Annotated in this window: 16 protein-coding genes and 1 pseudogene; 8 read left to right on the plus strand and 9 right to left on the minus strand. The window is 59.8% G+C overall.

The window, feature by feature from the left end; all coding sequences use genetic code 11:
* On the plus strand, window positions 1-381 hold a 381-nt coding region (locus tag MOV75_RS10035; protein WP_247005561.1), incomplete at its 5' end, for a hypothetical protein.
* A 1339-nt stretch (window positions 382-1720) separates the two neighbouring features.
* Here the strand turns inward: MOV75_RS10035 and MOV75_RS10040 are convergent.
* From MOV75_RS10040 to MOV75_RS10055, 5 genes are all read right to left on the minus strand, one after another.
* A complete protein-coding gene (locus MOV75_RS10040) occupies window positions 1721-2164 on the minus strand; it encodes a hypothetical protein (RefSeq protein WP_247005564.1) in 444 nt (147 codons plus the stop codon).
* A gap of 74 nt (window positions 2165-2238) precedes the next feature.
* A complete protein-coding gene (locus tag MOV75_RS10045) occupies window positions 2239-2622 on the minus strand; it encodes a hypothetical protein (protein WP_247005566.1) in 384 nt (127 codons plus the stop codon).
* Between the two features lie 367 nt (window positions 2623-2989).
* On the minus strand, window positions 2990-5425 hold the full coding sequence (locus tag MOV75_RS10050; protein ID WP_247005568.1) for a DUF3987 domain-containing protein: 2436 nt from the start codon (window positions 5423-5425) through the stop codon (window positions 2990-2992).
* A 139-nt stretch (window positions 5426-5564) separates the two neighbouring features.
* Complete coding sequence (locus MOV75_RS42935; RefSeq protein ID WP_369010449.1) at window positions 5565-5777, minus strand: helix-turn-helix domain-containing protein; 213 nt, start codon at window positions 5775-5777, stop codon at window positions 5565-5567.
* 201 nt (window positions 5778-5978) lie between these two features.
* Window positions 5979-7436 carry an integrase family protein gene (locus MOV75_RS10055; protein ID WP_247005570.1) on the minus strand — a complete coding sequence of 486 codons (1458 nt, stop codon included), beginning with the start codon at window positions 7434-7436 and terminating at the stop codon, window positions 5979-5981.
* An 806-nt stretch (window positions 7437-8242) separates the two neighbouring features.
* Between MOV75_RS10055 and MOV75_RS10060 the strand changes: the two genes are divergently transcribed.
* The 4 genes from MOV75_RS10060 (at window position 8243) to MOV75_RS10075 (ending at window position 9891) form a co-directional block, all read left to right on the plus strand.
* The gene (locus MOV75_RS10060; protein WP_247005571.1) at window positions 8243-8512 is read left to right on the plus strand and encodes a hypothetical protein; all 270 of its coding nucleotides are present in this window, start codon (window positions 8243-8245) and stop codon (window positions 8510-8512) included.
* Between the two features lie 145 nt (window positions 8513-8657).
* Entirely contained in the window at window positions 8658-8825 is a 168-nt protein-coding gene (locus tag MOV75_RS10065; protein ID WP_246922364.1) for a hypothetical protein, read from the plus strand.
* Window positions 8826-9257: 432 nt separating this feature from the next.
* Window positions 9258-9527 (plus strand): DUF1488 domain-containing protein, encoded by a 270-nt coding sequence (locus MOV75_RS42315; protein ID WP_309486931.1) that lies wholly within the window; start codon window positions 9258-9260, stop codon window positions 9525-9527.
* Window positions 9528-9585: 58 nt separating this feature from the next.
* Window positions 9586-9891, plus strand: a complete 306-nt coding sequence (locus MOV75_RS10075; protein WP_246922367.1) for a hypothetical protein — start codon at window positions 9586-9588, stop codon at window positions 9889-9891.
* 92 nt (window positions 9892-9983) lie between these two features.
* Here MOV75_RS10075 and MOV75_RS10080 read toward each other — a convergent pair whose 3' ends face one another.
* From MOV75_RS10080 to MOV75_RS10090, 3 genes are all read right to left on the minus strand, one after another.
* Window positions 9984-10178: a hypothetical protein gene (locus tag MOV75_RS10080; RefSeq protein WP_246922370.1), complete on the minus strand. Its 195-nt coding sequence runs from the start codon at window positions 10176-10178 to the stop codon at window positions 9984-9986.
* 396 nt (window positions 10179-10574) lie between these two features.
* Complete coding sequence (locus MOV75_RS10085; protein WP_246922373.1) at window positions 10575-10724, minus strand: hypothetical protein; 150 nt, start codon at window positions 10722-10724, stop codon at window positions 10575-10577.
* A gap of 219 nt (window positions 10725-10943) precedes the next feature.
* A complete protein-coding gene (locus MOV75_RS10090) occupies window positions 10944-11129 on the minus strand; it encodes a hypothetical protein (RefSeq protein ID WP_246922376.1) in 186 nt (61 codons plus the stop codon).
* 411 nt (window positions 11130-11540) lie between these two features.
* On the opposite strand from MOV75_RS10090, the pseudogene MOV75_RS42940 reads away from it, so the two are divergent.
* Window positions 11541-11657 (plus strand): annotated as a pseudogene (locus MOV75_RS42940) (abortive phage resistance protein); the annotation flags it as partial.
* 51 nt (window positions 11658-11708) lie between these two features.
* Window positions 11709-11891, plus strand: coding sequence for a hypothetical protein (locus tag MOV75_RS10095; protein ID WP_246922380.1), 183 nt, complete (start codon window positions 11709-11711; stop codon window positions 11889-11891).
* Window positions 11892-12532: 641 nt separating this feature from the next.
* Here the strand turns inward: MOV75_RS10095 and MOV75_RS10100 are convergent.
* Window positions 12533-12772 (minus strand): hypothetical protein, encoded by a 240-nt coding sequence (locus tag MOV75_RS10100; RefSeq protein WP_246922386.1) that lies wholly within the window; start codon window positions 12770-12772, stop codon window positions 12533-12535.
* Between the two features lie 383 nt (window positions 12773-13155).
* Here MOV75_RS10100 and MOV75_RS10105 point away from each other — a divergent pair.
* Window positions 13156-14009 (plus strand): SDR family oxidoreductase (locus tag MOV75_RS10105; RefSeq protein WP_247005572.1); only part of this gene is annotated, 854 nt, incomplete at its 3' end.

Genomic DNA, 14009 nt, shown 5'->3' on the forward strand with positions numbered 1-14009 from the left:
AATGTTCGAAGCAAAGCCGACGAAGATCTTCTCGCGGCTTTGAGTAGCGGATCATTCCGCGAGGGGTTGGGCCTCTTGACCACCGTCCAACCTGCGTTGAAGCCATTCGTCGGTCTGGCCTCGTCCGTCGTGACCGCCGTCATGAAACGCAGCAAAAACGCTCAGATCCAGTTCTTCAAGCTGGGCCTTGATTTTTCAGAGAACCAGACTTCGGTAGCGCTTCGGCACGGATCGTTCGCCGTCATCCAAGCCGATGACGTGAATTGGGACTGGAATAAGCTCGCTTGGAATGTGGACGCACAACAGATCGTCGACATCGCGACTGGCAAGTCGATCCCATTCAACTATCTGGTCTTGAGGATCTCGCCCTACGAAGAGTGAGGCGTACCGCGAGTAGCTCGATTGCCGCGACGCGTGCGGGCGCAGGGCGGGCTCGGCGGCCGCTTGTCCGGATCCTTCCAATTGAAGTGCCCGCGGGCCGGCAAGGGATCTCCAACCGCATGCAGAGCTGTCGGATGGCAAACTCCGAAATGCCAAGCTCGGCACTGGCGCGGATCATGGGTTTACTCCAGACGAGGTCGCCAAGCCCCGCTGGGGTGAGTTCGACGCGACCCGGTGGCCGGATGGAAAACGAGCTTCCTACTCTTGCGTCGTCGTTCGCGCTTGATGCCGTGCTTCCGCTCGAATGCTTCGGTGGGAGCAGCATCTTCTAGGAGGCCCTCAATCAGTAGAGATCCGGCAGTAAATTGCTCCGATCGGCGCGATGCGACCCGGCCTGCATCGCGCCGTCGTCGATCAACGCATTTTGCTCACGCGTTGAACATCCGGATGCTTCGGCGATCCGGTCTGGTTGACCAATACCCTTGGGGTGGCGTCGGGACCTGGTAAAGGGTGCAAATACGTTTTAGGGCGCGTACCTCGACGCCAAGCCTCGGTGCGACCCTCGCCATGGGGGCCTGCCACAGCATTACGCAAAGTGCGGCTCCCGGGACGCCGACCAACTCGAGCACGGCGTTGCTTACAAGACGATCCGTCTCGGCAATCTTCTTACGGGCTTCGGCAGCCTGCTCCATTGCCTTGGCTATCTCTGGCGAAACTATTCGGGAGGCTTGGCCGAGTATCCGATTGCGAGGAGAGCTTCCTTTCGAACCCAGGAGCGCCCGGGCTGCGTTTCCGTTAATCTCGCGAAATGCCCACAGCGGCTGATTTGTCGACCGCGACCTCCGGACAGGTAAGGCAATGCGTCGTTCAGACGACGTTTGTCTCAGTAGGCGGTTTAGACCATTCTTCATGGTTGGCTCCTTCTGACGCCCCCCGCGCGCAATTTGAGAACATCGAACGAGCTCGCAGTCAAAAGTTGATTTTGTTGTATTTTGTCGGGTGCAAGGAAGCCATTCACCTCAATGGGGTTTCGCGGTTTTGTCTGGTTTGTATCGACCTAGCCAATGTTGCGCATTGGAGGCGTTTTTCATTCGTCAGCGATTCGAGTCGCGAGTAGGTGCAGTGTCGAACAGACTCTTTTTTCGATTTTGCGCGCATTAGCGCGTTGAAATATGCGACTTCGGCGACTGAGGGCGGGTGTTTCGAGCGATCTTCAGCGCGGCGAGGTATCGTATTTCGTCCCAGCCCCGACAGATGACTTTTGGCCCCGCCGCCTTACCCGCCGCCTTCCGCGGGCCCCTTCGGGCGCGATGACCCGCTCGCACCCGGGGCTGTTCAATCAAACGGGTGGTCGGACGTGAACGCCGGCGGCGGACATCGCGTGCAGCATCTTCTCTCGTCCGAAGAGATTGAACGGTTTACCCTCGCTCTCCTCGATCATGGCTTGCGCCTGCAGTCTCATGAACTCGTCGGCGTACTCGCTGCCCTGAAGCTGCGAGATCATGTTGTATTGACGGTTCAGCTTCGCGATGAGGCGATCGCCGGACCATCGGACAATCGCTTGCTGGATACGCACAATCCAGTAGGCAAGGAAGAGCGGGATGCTGGCGGATATCAGCGCAAACCATACCGGCGTCATCCAGTCGAAACCTGTCGATGTTGCCATGAAGTATCTGTACGGCTCATGCCAGAAGAGCAGGACAAGGCCGGCCCCGATCCCGAGGAGGCCAACCGCCGTGGCAAATCCCAAAGTGAATACTGTGTAAAACTGGCCGCGGGGCATCCGAAAACCTCCGTTCTGGGCTCAACGCTAGATTGCCGTAGCTGGAGGGCTCCTGCAAGCCCGCCAGAGGCCGCTCAGTCGAGATAGGAGGGGCGCTGGACGCGTTGGACAGCGAGGATGGCCTGATTGACCGCTCGCTCCCGGCGCGCTGCTAGGCGGGCCGCAGCGGTCGGTTTCTTCGTTCGCGTCTTCGGGCGCTTCTTCCTGACTTTCTTGATCGGCACAGGGATCCCGGGTGCGTGGTGGAGCTCACAGCGTTTGTTGAGCTGTCCTTTGCGAATCCGGCTCTTGGTCGACAGAGCCCGGAAGGTGCGATCGCAGCCGGGCTCGGCACAGACGGACTGGTAGCGGATCATTTCGACGTAGCGTTCGTCTCGGGTCCAGTGGTCCTGGGTGCCGAGGATCTGGTACTGCCGGCCTCGAGACGTGAAGAGGCGGCCAGGGGTGAAGCGGTTCATCGAGGTCTTCCAGTATTGTGGGCCCACGCCGGCCGCGTTGATGGGCGCAAGGGTGAATGTCGGCGCCTCGAGTTTGGTAGAGCGGCCAGCTGTGAGGGCGTCAGCGGTGTCAGCGGATTCCGCCTACACAGGCTCGGGGGATAATAGAGGGAGGAGGGGGTAAAAAGCCTTGGTGTATCCGCGCGCGCAAGTGACACCGCTGACACCCGGGCCGCTGGCGAATGCTTCAGGGCATCATTCCTGTCAGCGCTGTCAGCGGTTGTCAGCGCGCCTGGGCTTGCCCCGCGCGCCGTGTAAAGCGGCGTATGGGAAAGCGACAGCGCTGACAGCGTTGACACCCGCTGACACCGCTGACGGGGCCGCGCCATCATGCCGGTCCTCCTTGCGTCGCCCGCCGACTGGCTGCCGCGACTGCGATTTCGCCGCGGACGGCGTCGCGGCGTTCTGTTTCTGCTCGTTTGATCTCATCGAACCGTCCGTCATATATGGCCGGATTGATCCGCCAACTGGCGGGATCGGAGTTCGCCAGTCTAACCCACCCGTCGGCCTCGAGGCGGCCCATCACCGCAAGCAACTGCTTCCGGTTTCGACCCAGGCTGCGCCGCGCTCTAGCGACCTCTCTGGCGGTTATTCGCTCCAAATCGCGAGTGAGAACGTAGCCGGCGACCCACCGGGCTTCGTGATCGTGGCCGGCGCCATCGAGGACGGTCGTGTGGATGAACAGGGCGTGCGCGTAGAGAAACTCTTCGACGTATCGCCGCGCTCTCCCGGCTGTGTCGGCCGAGATCAGCTCATCCGGTGGTGTTTCCAGTGCTTCCGCGATGATGGCCCATTCGATGAGATGAAAGGCCAATGCGTAGCGGCCAAATTCAGCATCCGCCTTGGCCAACCAAGTCTTCAGACCTGAGGGGACATCCGGACGGGCCATCTCGCGTAACTTGAATGCCTTGATAGCCCACAGTTCTTCCGCGGCTCGCGGGTCGAAGCGGTAGGTAGCCTCGTCGAGGCCGGCAAGCGCCAATGCGACGCGGGGAATAGCTGCCTCGATGGCGGGCACCTCGGGATTGTCTTCACCGAGTCCGAGTTGGCGGATGGCGATCAGGGCGAAACGTTGAAGTAGACCGTCGGTTGCGAGGTCGGGTGCAAGCCTGGCGATCAGGTCGTCTTGAATGCCTCCAATGATCGAGATCGCCAAGTTTGGCGCCTCGACAGAACCCCGACCTTGTCTATCCACGCGGTAGGGAGCGCCTTCCTTCGCCTCAAGCCAAAGCGCCCGGTCTTTGGAGCCTTTCGACCGATAGGCGTCCATGCCCCCCAACCATCCCGACAGTTCGTCGGAATACTGGATCAAGGGCGCGACTTCCGGCGTCTCAGCGAGGCGAGTGACGATTGCTTCCGTCGTGCTGTCGTTCGAGATTTTGGATCGGGCCTTGGGCGGCGATGGTTTCGCGACGACGTCTGCCGGATGCGGTTCATCCTCGGCCGAGTCTTCGGTCTTCTTCTTCCCCGACTTCTGAGCCGCAAAGGCAAGTTCTGCTCGATCGTACTCAGCCAATTCCTTGGCGAAGGTCGCCGACCAGCTCTTGTTGACTGGATTGGCAAAAGCGAGCGCAGCCTTCACCGCGGCGGATTTGGCTGAGCCCGGGTCACCGACAAGCGCAGTCCACAGAACGCAGAGCACCGACCAGGAGCTTCGGTTTTGATACATTTGTAGCCGATTGGTCGCCGGGATCAGCGAACCCACGATAGCCACGGCGGCGGCGGTGATCGCATCCGAATTCACGCCCAGCGACCGAGCCCGGTCCTTTCCGAACGCGTTCAGGAAAGGCGGGACGATGCCATCAAGCATGTCTTCAGGCGGCTTTTCCTGCTTCCACAGGTCAGTCGGTTCGCCCCAATCGCCCGCCCGCTGGGAGCGCCCGATCACTTCGATAGGTTCGAATTCAACCTCGGGGCACGCAATGCCGGGCGGATCCTGGCCGTACGTGTAAGCGTTTGAGACGCGCGTTTCGACATGTTCGTAGCTCTTGCCCTCGGCACCCGGCCAATGATCCACGATCAGCTCTAGGCATTTTTCCTGACTTATGCCGAGACCCCGAACGTGACACGCGACAGCGTAGGTGCCGTGGGCCGGCGCGCGATGAGCGAGATACGAGATTGCGCGCTCGATATTGGCTGGCTGATCCAACTCGACCAAAGGAATAGCTCGGTCGAGGGCCGTTCGCTCGCGAGGCCGGCCGCAAGCGGTGGCCCATGCCTCGGGAAGGGCCGCGAATTCTTCTCCCCCGATCAGGCCGTACTCTTTGCCCTCGACGGTGCTACCACCTCCCACGACATAGCCGCCCACGCCCCGGACATCAATTCCGGGGCTGAGCTTCGAATTGCTGTTGCCAATCGGCCAGGGTGCAACAAAGTAGCGATGCTCGCCCCCCGAGGCGGTCTGGAAGGTCATTGTTGGGGGGAGCTTGCCCAGCTGCTCCTCGAGCTCGGCAAGAGATTGCTTCCCTGGTTTCCCATCCTTGATGTCGATATCGATGACGGCAAGGAAACCGTTCAAGAAGGGAAGGCCAGTGCGCAGGCCAACGTTGCAAACGCGGTACCCGCCGGCCCACAGCTTCCTCACGCGATCTGTATCGTGGGTCGCGAGATCCTTCCAACTATCCTCGAAGACCGGCGTCTTCCGATTGGGTGATAGCGGGAACACGTCGAAACCCAGCTCGGCAAGACCGAGCGCGATGTCGAGTTTCGGCTCTAGGTTGGCAAGGGGAGTTCGTTCTTTCGTAAGGGTGTTTGTGATATCCATCTCTTGGTTTCGGTTTTGGCCCTGTTCGACCTGGCAGTCGGCGGGGCCATTCTTTTGGCGCCCGCGGGGGCATGGCGATTTGGCCTCTCACTGTCTGGCGGTAGGCGAATGCTCGGCCGGCGAAACTGAAGCGCAGTGGCTAACCCGCTTGGCTTTCCGACGTTGACTTGCGTCGCCGACTCCACATCCAAGCGTCTAGGTCCGTCACGTCGTAGAGCACGCGACCAGGGATGGGATTGATATAGACGGGACCGCCGCCTTTCACGCGCAATCGCTCAAGCGTTGCCCCCGAAAGGCGGACGTGCCGAGCTGCTTCTTTTGTGTCGAGAAATTGCTGCATCTGCTCATCCATTAGGTTCGAAGGGCGTTTCGAACATGCAAGACCAAATGGAATGAGCGACCTAATATTACGCGCTGCCCGATGCGCGATACTTCGCTTGCACCATCTAAGGCTATCAGAGATCGCTTGAAAGGCAAGACAGCCTGCTACGACCTTCTCCCCTTGTAATCAGGACTGAGGCGCGACGTGTAAATTGCGCCGCACCTCTATATTTTAGCTGGCTACCGCGATCGTTTGCTCCTCGATAGAAACAATGTTGTCGCGATCAAAGACGATTTCACGCCTGCAATAGTTCGACCTTGTGCCGATAATCTTGCGGAGCTCGGCCTCAAGAATCGTTGCAACCTGCCGCTTTTCCGAGAGCATGTCGTATTTGTCGTATACCGCTGTCACGTCGCCGTTGACGTGATCCAACAGCGCTTTGACGTCCGGCCGGGGAGCGCCGGCACGACGGGCAATCGTTGCGGCAGTGCGTCTCAGGTCATGGGCGGTAAAGTGCGCCAGTCCCAGAAATTCGCGGACGCCGGCGCGATCCGAGGTGTCCTTTCCCTTTTTTCGGCCCTTTTTCTTGCCATTCAGCGCCTGGCTGATTGAAGCCCGCGCTATCGCGGCTTCACCCAAGCTGAATTTGCTCGGAAAGAGCACCGATGGCGGTTCGTCAATTGGTTCGGGCGGATTGTTGTGGCCGATACCGGACCGCTCGCGTGCGGTCGCTTCCCTGACGATCTCTTGGGCGAGCTCTGAAAGGGGAACGAGCACAGCTCGGTCCTTTTTAACGCGACCAGGTGGCATGTCGTAGAGGGCGTCGGCGGTGCCGAGGTGGGTAAATTCGACAGTCCTAGCGCCGGCCGCCTGGTAGGGGCGGACCATCGTGGCCAGAATGAACTTGATCGCGAGTGCAACAGGTCGTTCTACGGGGCAGTCGGGAAGGTCGAGGCCCCACCACAAGTTCCGGATCTCATCGTCGGCCAAGACCCGATCGCGCTTCTTCTCCCTGCCACCGCGACGTTCCAGACCCGCTAGGGGGTTCAAAGGCACGTATTTGCGGCCCGGCTGCATCCCCCACTTGAACATCTTGTGGAGGATCGATTGGGTTCGATTGGCGCTGACCGGCGCGTCGTCGGCTATCAAATCGAGGAGATCGGCCACGTCGTCGTCCGTGATGGATGCCGCGATCAGGCAGCCCCATTCTTCGCGCGGGCGTTTGAGGTACTGGACGTCGTTTTTCCAGCTCTTCTTGTTTGCGTTCGGAACTTCCGCCGGCCACTTTCCAGTCTGATTGAACGCCTGGACGATCTCTTTGCCTCCGGTCCCGATTACGTACTCGGCGATATAGCGATCGGCCAAGGCGTCGAACGTCAGCCGGTCTCGCTTCGGCCGACTCGCTCGCTTCTCCGCGGCGGGGTCGGCGCCGTTGGCAATGTTCCCCAGTAGGATCTTTGCTTGCGTGCGGGCTGCCTCCGGCGCCAGCTTGCCGACGGCGGCCACGGTGTAGCGCCGGACTGGCGCCGTCCGGCCAGTTCCTGCTCGATAAACAACGATGAACGACTTGGCGCCGGTGGGACGGACCCGTACGCCGAAGCCGGGTAGCTTGGCGTCCCATACCGTATACTCGGAGGGCTGCTTTTCCAGGCCGTCGACCAGGGTCTTTGTGATGGTTTGACCGCTCATTTGCCCTCCGGGAAGCACGGGGGAAGCACCGCGGTGCCAATCACAGCAGGTAAGAGATGACACGAGGTGAGGGCGCGGTCGGTTTTCCTCGCGACGTTAAGGCCACTGAGGGCGTCCGAAGGCAGGTGAGGGAATGGCAGACATGTCTGGGAGACTAGGGGTCGGAGGTTCAAATCCTCTCGCTCCGACCAAAATTCCAAGCGTTTCAGTCCCGTTTGCGGGCGGCCGGTTTACAGCGGATCGCCTGTTTACATTTGGTTTACAGTTTTGTTCGACGGGCATTCTCGGTCGACGTCCCTCTGGCGCAACCCGATTCGGCGCTCCGCGGAGAGCTTTGCGATGTATTGATCGCGGGCATTGTCGTGACGATTTTCCTCGCTCTTGCGTGGGCATTTGCCGAACTGCGCAATCTGTCAGATGTTCGCCATCTCCCCCGCGCAGGTTATGTTCCATTGTGAACACAAGTGCGGGTGGTCCACTCCCTTCGGGACTGTAATCCCCTGAGCGCCCGCGCCTCGACAATCGCTGAGGCCGCTTCGGTCCGGGCGATCTGGGTCTCCTGTACGCTCACCTTTATCAGAGCGCGCAGGACTTGCGCTTGTAACCGCAGCCGCTGGTTCTCTAGGCGGGTAACCCTGGCGAGTTCGATCACGTCGCAAAACGTCAAGGCCGCATTCACATGCGATAAGATTCCAACAGCTGACGTATTCGCCGCGTGCAAGAAAGCCATGGCTATTGCGGCGGCAGGAGCGCATGCTGCGCTATGGGCGGCGCCGGCGCCGGCGTTTTGCGAAAGGCAGGCGCGCATGACCATCCGTTCCCGACGTGAAGTCGTCACTTTCAACCATCCGTTCCAGATCAAGGGTATCGATCGGCAGTTGCCGGCCGGCGCCTACGAGGTCGTCACCGACGAGGAGATGATCGAGAGCCTTTCGTTCCCAGCGTTCCGCCGCATTGCCACCATGATCGAGGTGCCGGCGGAGGGCTCGCGCGGGCTGAAGATGGAGGTGATCTCGATCGGCTCGGTCGATTTGGCAGACGCGCGGCGCACCGACGCAGGCATATCCGATGGCTGACGAACTGCTCGACCTCGACAGCCATCGGGGAGAACTGCGGCGGCTTGTCCAGCCTCTTTTACTTTGAGGAACAGCCTTTGCGCGGCTTGAGTTAAATCCTGGGTCAGCAGCCGGTCTCGTTATGAAGGATCTCACGAAGGAAACAATGGACGTCGCCGCCGCGCGGCACCTAGCGGGCGGCTTCAACTTCCGTGCCTACACTCCGCATAAGATTGCCCACGAGCTGATGCGCTGGGATCAGGTATTCAAGGACGCCGATTACACGCAGCTCGTTGCGGCCGTGACGAAGTGGCAAAGCAGCTCTCGCGATTAGGCAAAGAGGAGAGGAGAGAATTTACGGCATCAAGCACAAGCCGCCACATTTTGAATGGAGCTATGGAGCCGATCGGCTGTTTGCTCCAGGCTCCGGCGCGGATCCAGGACTACCGCTGTATCACCATTGCTGCGACGATCAGTAGCCCGAAAAAGATCGGCAGCAATAGCGGAGGTACGAGCCATTCACGAAGACTAAATTTTGTGACGTTGGACATTTCGGACCGCCCTTCAAGACGGCGGGAGCGCAACGATCTCTCAGTCACCGATGACAGCCGGGTGGACGCGCGGTGATATGGGACAAATGGTGACGCCGGACTGAATAGGAAGGCCAGCAGCAACTTATTTGTCGCGAGCCGATTGTAATCCGGTCCAGAGTCGTCAGCTACTGCTTAGCCGCGGCGGGACCTCTGAACTTGATCGGACCGGCCCCGTGATTGAATTTCCAAATCATAGTCGATCATATGACAGAACGCGGCGTGCCGTGCATTTCTGGGGATACGACAGCGCGATGGAGGCATCATTCTTCATAGAGGAAAGCGCATTGAGACGGCTTCGCCCGGATTGCCATGATGAACGTGGTTTCCTGGACGCGTTTGATTGCAATCGCGATGCGATATGTGCCGCCGCCGCCAAGGTTTACGTTAGAGGCAGCAGGGGCTCCTATGATCTGGTCGCCGGTAATTTTTCGAAACAAGCCTGAATGAGCCTTGCTGCGACGATCGCGGCTCGCCCGAAGGTCAATCTAAAGAGGGGTGGCAATGGGCAACTTCAAGGTAAATGTCGCGCGTATCGAAATGATCAAGCCGAACGAACGAGGCGAGGACATTCGTTTGACATTCCATTTCGAAGGCGATGAAACCAGCTTTACGTTGCCCATCTTCTTGAACTCTCGCGAGTTCGACGACACTGAAATCGTCAAGGTTGCGCGAAGCAAGTTGCATGACGTTTTCAGGCATCTTGCCAGTCAGTGCGAGGATTGGCAGTTGTCGGACGACGAGCGTCGCGAGCTTGCAAGGATCAACGTGCGGCCAAGTGTCTGGCTAAAGTCCACGCTGTCGAAATGAACCATTGCGGCTGCGGCGCCATAAGCGGGAATAGCGGACTGCATCCACACCGTTCAAGCTGCGCGTGCGACTTTTCAAATGGGGCCCGGACTTCACGTGGGCGCTCTAAGACCAAGCGACCGTAGCCAATCGTTGATGTGCGAGGCGGTCTCAGTCAGCTTGGCTTTCCTTTCGACGGCATCGCGCAGGGGGCCGGGCGGAAGCATCCTGGCTTGCTCATGCAGGCTTATGGCCTTTTCGGCTAGACGCTCTTCGAGGGATTTGGTCTGCTTGAAACGCTGGCGCATCGTGGTGCGGCTCCTGTCCATTGAGGAAGGCGGGAGCGCAACTGGCGTTCTCAGTCACAGACATCAGCCAAGGTCCGATCTGTGATGAGGAGAGTGTGCGCCTTAAAACTGCGACAAGCGAGTCATATACTAACTATTGGGTTCCGGTCGTCGGCTCAAGATTGCTCCGGACCTTTGTCAAATCGGGGCAGGCGTCGCTCGGCAACTGCTGCGAGCTTTGTCCAATCGCCTGCCAAGTGGAGCCACGCTTCCGCGGCGTGCTAAGGCTGGCATTTTCTGCGCCTCTTGGCGGCATTCGTCCGCCTGCTCGCGGAGCCGTTTTGCATCTTCTTGGCTCATAGCTTGAACTAGCCACAAGGTCGCTTGAGCGTCCACGCCCTTGAAGATTGCAGGACCTCAAAGAACACGGCGGCCCCTTATCTCGTCCTCGATTTCTTTGAGCAACTTGAGGAGCTCGGGAACGTCCATCTCCTGACGCGCGGCGTGCTTATAGCGCTCCACGAGCGTCAGCTTGGTCGTCGGAAAAGGTCCAGCCCCGCTTTCCATCGCCGTCTCCCTCCGTAGGTTCGTGGCCTCAATCGGTGCCTGGGGGCTAGTGACGCGGCCTGTCCTTGTTCTTCTGGATGGGAGGCGTGCTTGGGTTTAGCTTGCTCCAGAAGTGGTTCAGGACGGCGTTGATGGCCCAGTCGCTCTTGTTCGCCACTCTCGTCCGGAAGTCGATTATCCTTCTAACGCGATTGCGTGCACGGGATTGAAGGCGTCCTATCATGTCGGCGCTCGCAGGCCCGGCGATGAAACCCACTGGTCGACGTGAATAGCCATTTCGGCCTGACGAACCTTCTGCAGCACGTCGTCCCGGTCCGTGCCGGGCCGCAGCCTCTCGGCCTGATCGCGCCCGCGTTGCGCAAATTCGAAAAGCCGTTCTGAAAGTGTAGGAATACGAACCTGCACAGCGCTGCTCCCTGCTAGATTGGGCGGGAGCGCAATTGGCGGTCTCGTCACCGATAGAAGCCGTGGGCCGGGCGGTGATGAAGCGACTAGACGCCCTTTTCAGTAGGGAGTCGACATAATTCGGTTGGGGCGCTTCGAATTGTCAATTCGGTATACGAAGCAGGCTAACTAGGGGGGCCTCGAGGATTGCGCCCATGAGATTGCTGCAACCGACCTCGACGATGATTATCTCGTTGACGAGGAGGACGAAGAAGAAGCGGCTGCAACGCCGGCACCCGCGCCGGCTGCTCGAACCCCCAGCCTGAAACAGGCCGTACCGAAAAAACGGTTGCGAGAAAGCTGCCGCAGCGACCCTTACCGAAGGCGAAGAAGAAAGCCGCCGCATGAATTGATGGAGGGTAAGCAGTTACTTTGGTTCAGATTAAACGCAGCGAAATGCGCCAAATAGACGACGCCTTTGCCATGGGCTCAGGCTACGTGTTGAATTTCTCCGACCGCACCATGTCTGAATGGTTTGAAGACGAACTGGGCCATTCGCAGGGATGCCGACGCGGATAGACCTCAGGCGCCCTCGATCGCTTGCACACCTATTCATTGAAAAAGTTCGCCCATCTGCTCAAGCTGCGGGGCGCGCCGACAAATCAGGAAGAACCCCTACACAGTCGGGTAGGGCGCTATGTCAAATTGCTGGAAGCCGAACGTGAGCTGAAGCCAATCACCAAGCAGATTTTGAAGAACTGCATCGGCATCTTTCAGAGCTAAAACGACGTGCGCAATTCCCATTCGTTCGCGCATGACAATACTGTGGTCGAGAAAGAAGAGGCCCGGTTCATTTTCGAGACAGTCGTTTCAATACGATTTGTGCGTCCTGCTGAGGCTGCAAGGTTCGAGGCAGCCGGTACAGAAGCGGCAAGCTAGATGCTAGGAGTCAAAGCCAACCAGAGCTCCGCGTCGCAAAGGCGTACTTGCGAGTTTGCGACGAACGAGATCTCGACGCATTCATCGGCAAACACGAAGTTTTCCGCATGCCGGGTCAATGTCGACTATGGCGCGCGGACTGGCCCATCGAAGCTCATCCGTGACGAGGTTGAGCGGGAAGCCGTCCGCGTGTTCTAATGGCGCATACGGACGCCTTTTATCCGCCTTTGCGCACAATAAACGAAGCCGAGACAGTCGGCCGCGCGCTGCTGCGGGACCAGACGCACAATTATGCGCTGATGCCGACGCCGGAGGGGCGGCAGGCGCGTGCGCTCATCATGCGCGCGGTGGCGTGATTGGAGAGGCGTGTGATCGTTGTCACAGGACGCGCCGTCTCATCGGACTGGCGCTGCGCGGCCCGTCGGAGGCGGCCCCCGGGGCGTTTCCTCGATCCGTCGTCTTCGGATCAGTAGTTTTGCGGGGCCTTAGGCGTGGCCCTTGATCTCGTAATGGCCGGGCACGCATTTGTATCGATCCAGGCGCCAATTGGCGTGATAGATCGGATGCTCGCCCATCCATTTCGCCAGCGGTGCCTGTGCGCCGACCGCGCACTGCATCATCGAAATCTCGGGCGTCATGTTGCTGTCGGTCACGATTTCCTCGACGCAACTGCCTGAGCTAGCTGCGCTAAGCCGGCAGAGCACGGCAACGATGGTCACGAACATTCCTGTCACCTCATCGGTAGTTTCAGACCACGAAGAGGATGCAAGCGGAGTGCCAGAGCCTGTGACACGCAAACAACACGCTGGCCTGGCCGACTCAACCCAGCGTCCGGAGTCCATTTGATGATTCGGATTGTAAAAAAATTCCCCATAAACCGAAGCCGGACAAATACGGGAACCCGACAGTTTTGCCCGATTGCGGGACCGGCGCTCTGAGGGGCGACCGCACATCAAAGCGGCGGAATAGTCCATCCGCCGAAATAAGCGATGTCGAACATGATGGCGCACCGCTTTTACCTGCGGATGCAGCGCTGCTACATTTTGCGCGCGCCCGGCGAGCGGTGCGCTAACGAAGAAACTACCGACAGGGAGGGGCCGAAAGTCCCATGAAGGATTTTGCTGGAAGGATCGCGGTCGTGACCGGCGGCGGCACGGGAATGGGGCGCGAGCTCGCACGGCAGCTCGTGGCCGAGGGCTGCAATGTCGCGATGTGCGACGTCTCGGAGGCCGCGATGGCCGAGACCAAGCGGCTCTGCGAGGCCGAGAAGCTGCCGCAGGGCCTGCGCGTCACGACGCATGTCGCCGACGTCGCGATCGAGGATCATCTGAAGCGTTTTCGCGATGAGCTCGCCGAGCAGCAGAAGACCGACAAGATCCATCTGCTGTTCAACAATGCCGGCATCGGCGGCGGCGGCAGCCTGTTCACCAACACGCGCGAGCAGTGGGAGCGCACCTTCAACATCTGCTGGGGCGGCGTCTATCTCGGCGTACGCACCTTCCTGCCGATGCTGGTCGCCGCGGACGAGGCCCACATCGTCAACACCGCGAGTGTCAACGGCTTCTGGGCGTCGATCGGCATGGGCCAGGCCCACACCGCCTACAGCTCGGCGAAGTTCGCGGTGAAGGGATTTACCGAAGCGCTGATCAACGACCTGCGCCTGCACGCGCCGCACGTCAAATGCTCGGTGGTGATGCCTGGTCACATCGGCACCTCGATCGTCTCCAATTCGCGCAAGGTGCAGAGCGCCGATGGATCGGAGCGGCTCAATTCCGACGAGGTCGCGCTGACCCGCAAGCGCATGGTCGCCGCCGGCGTGCCAGATGCTGACAAAATGTCGGACGAGGACATCCAGGCGGCGTTCGCCGAGCGCGCCCGCAGCTTCCTCGAGGATGCGCCGACCAGCGCGGCAGGGGCCGCGAAGATCATCCTCGACGGCGTCAAGGCGGAGCGCTGGCGCAT

This window comes from Bradyrhizobium sp. PRIMUS42 (assembly GCF_023006515.1).
GTDB lineage: Bacteria > Pseudomonadota > Alphaproteobacteria > Rhizobiales > Xanthobacteraceae > Bradyrhizobium.

Excerpts from the sequence above, each read along its gene's own strand:
- MOV75_RS10040 (WP_247005564.1), bottom strand. The coding sequence starts at position 2,164 with ATGCCCCGCGGCCAGTTTTACACAGTATTCACTTTGGGATTTGCCACG.
- MOV75_RS10045 (WP_247005566.1), bottom strand. The coding sequence starts at position 2,622 with ATGAACCGCTTCACCCCTGGCCGCCTCTTCACGTCTCGAGGCCGGCAG.
- MOV75_RS10050 (WP_247005568.1), bottom strand. The coding sequence starts at position 5,425 with ATGGATATCACAAACACCCTTACGAAAGAACGAACTCCCCTTGCCAAC.
- MOV75_RS42935 (WP_369010449.1), bottom strand. The coding sequence starts at position 5,777 with ATGGATGAGCAGATGCAGCAATTTCTCGACACAAAAGAAGCAGCTCGG.
- MOV75_RS10055 (WP_247005570.1), bottom strand. The coding sequence starts at position 7,436 with ATGAGCGGTCAAACCATCACAAAGACCCTGGTCGACGGCCTGGAAAAG.
- MOV75_RS10060 (WP_247005571.1), top strand. The coding sequence starts at position 8,243 with ATGACCATCCGTTCCCGACGTGAAGTCGTCACTTTCAACCATCCGTTC.
- MOV75_RS10065 (WP_246922364.1), top strand. The coding sequence starts at position 8,658 with ATGGACGTCGCCGCCGCGCGGCACCTAGCGGGCGGCTTCAACTTCCGT.
- MOV75_RS10075 (WP_246922367.1), top strand. The coding sequence starts at position 9,586 with ATGGGCAACTTCAAGGTAAATGTCGCGCGTATCGAAATGATCAAGCCG.
- MOV75_RS10080 (WP_246922370.1), bottom strand. The coding sequence starts at position 10,178 with ATGCGCCAGCGTTTCAAGCAGACCAAATCCCTCGAAGAGCGTCTAGCC.
- MOV75_RS10085 (WP_246922373.1), bottom strand. The coding sequence starts at position 10,724 with ATGGAAAGCGGGGCTGGACCTTTTCCGACGACCAAGCTGACGCTCGTG.
- MOV75_RS10100 (WP_246922386.1), bottom strand. The coding sequence starts at position 12,772 with ATGTTCGTGACCATCGTTGCCGTGCTCTGCCGGCTTAGCGCAGCTAGC.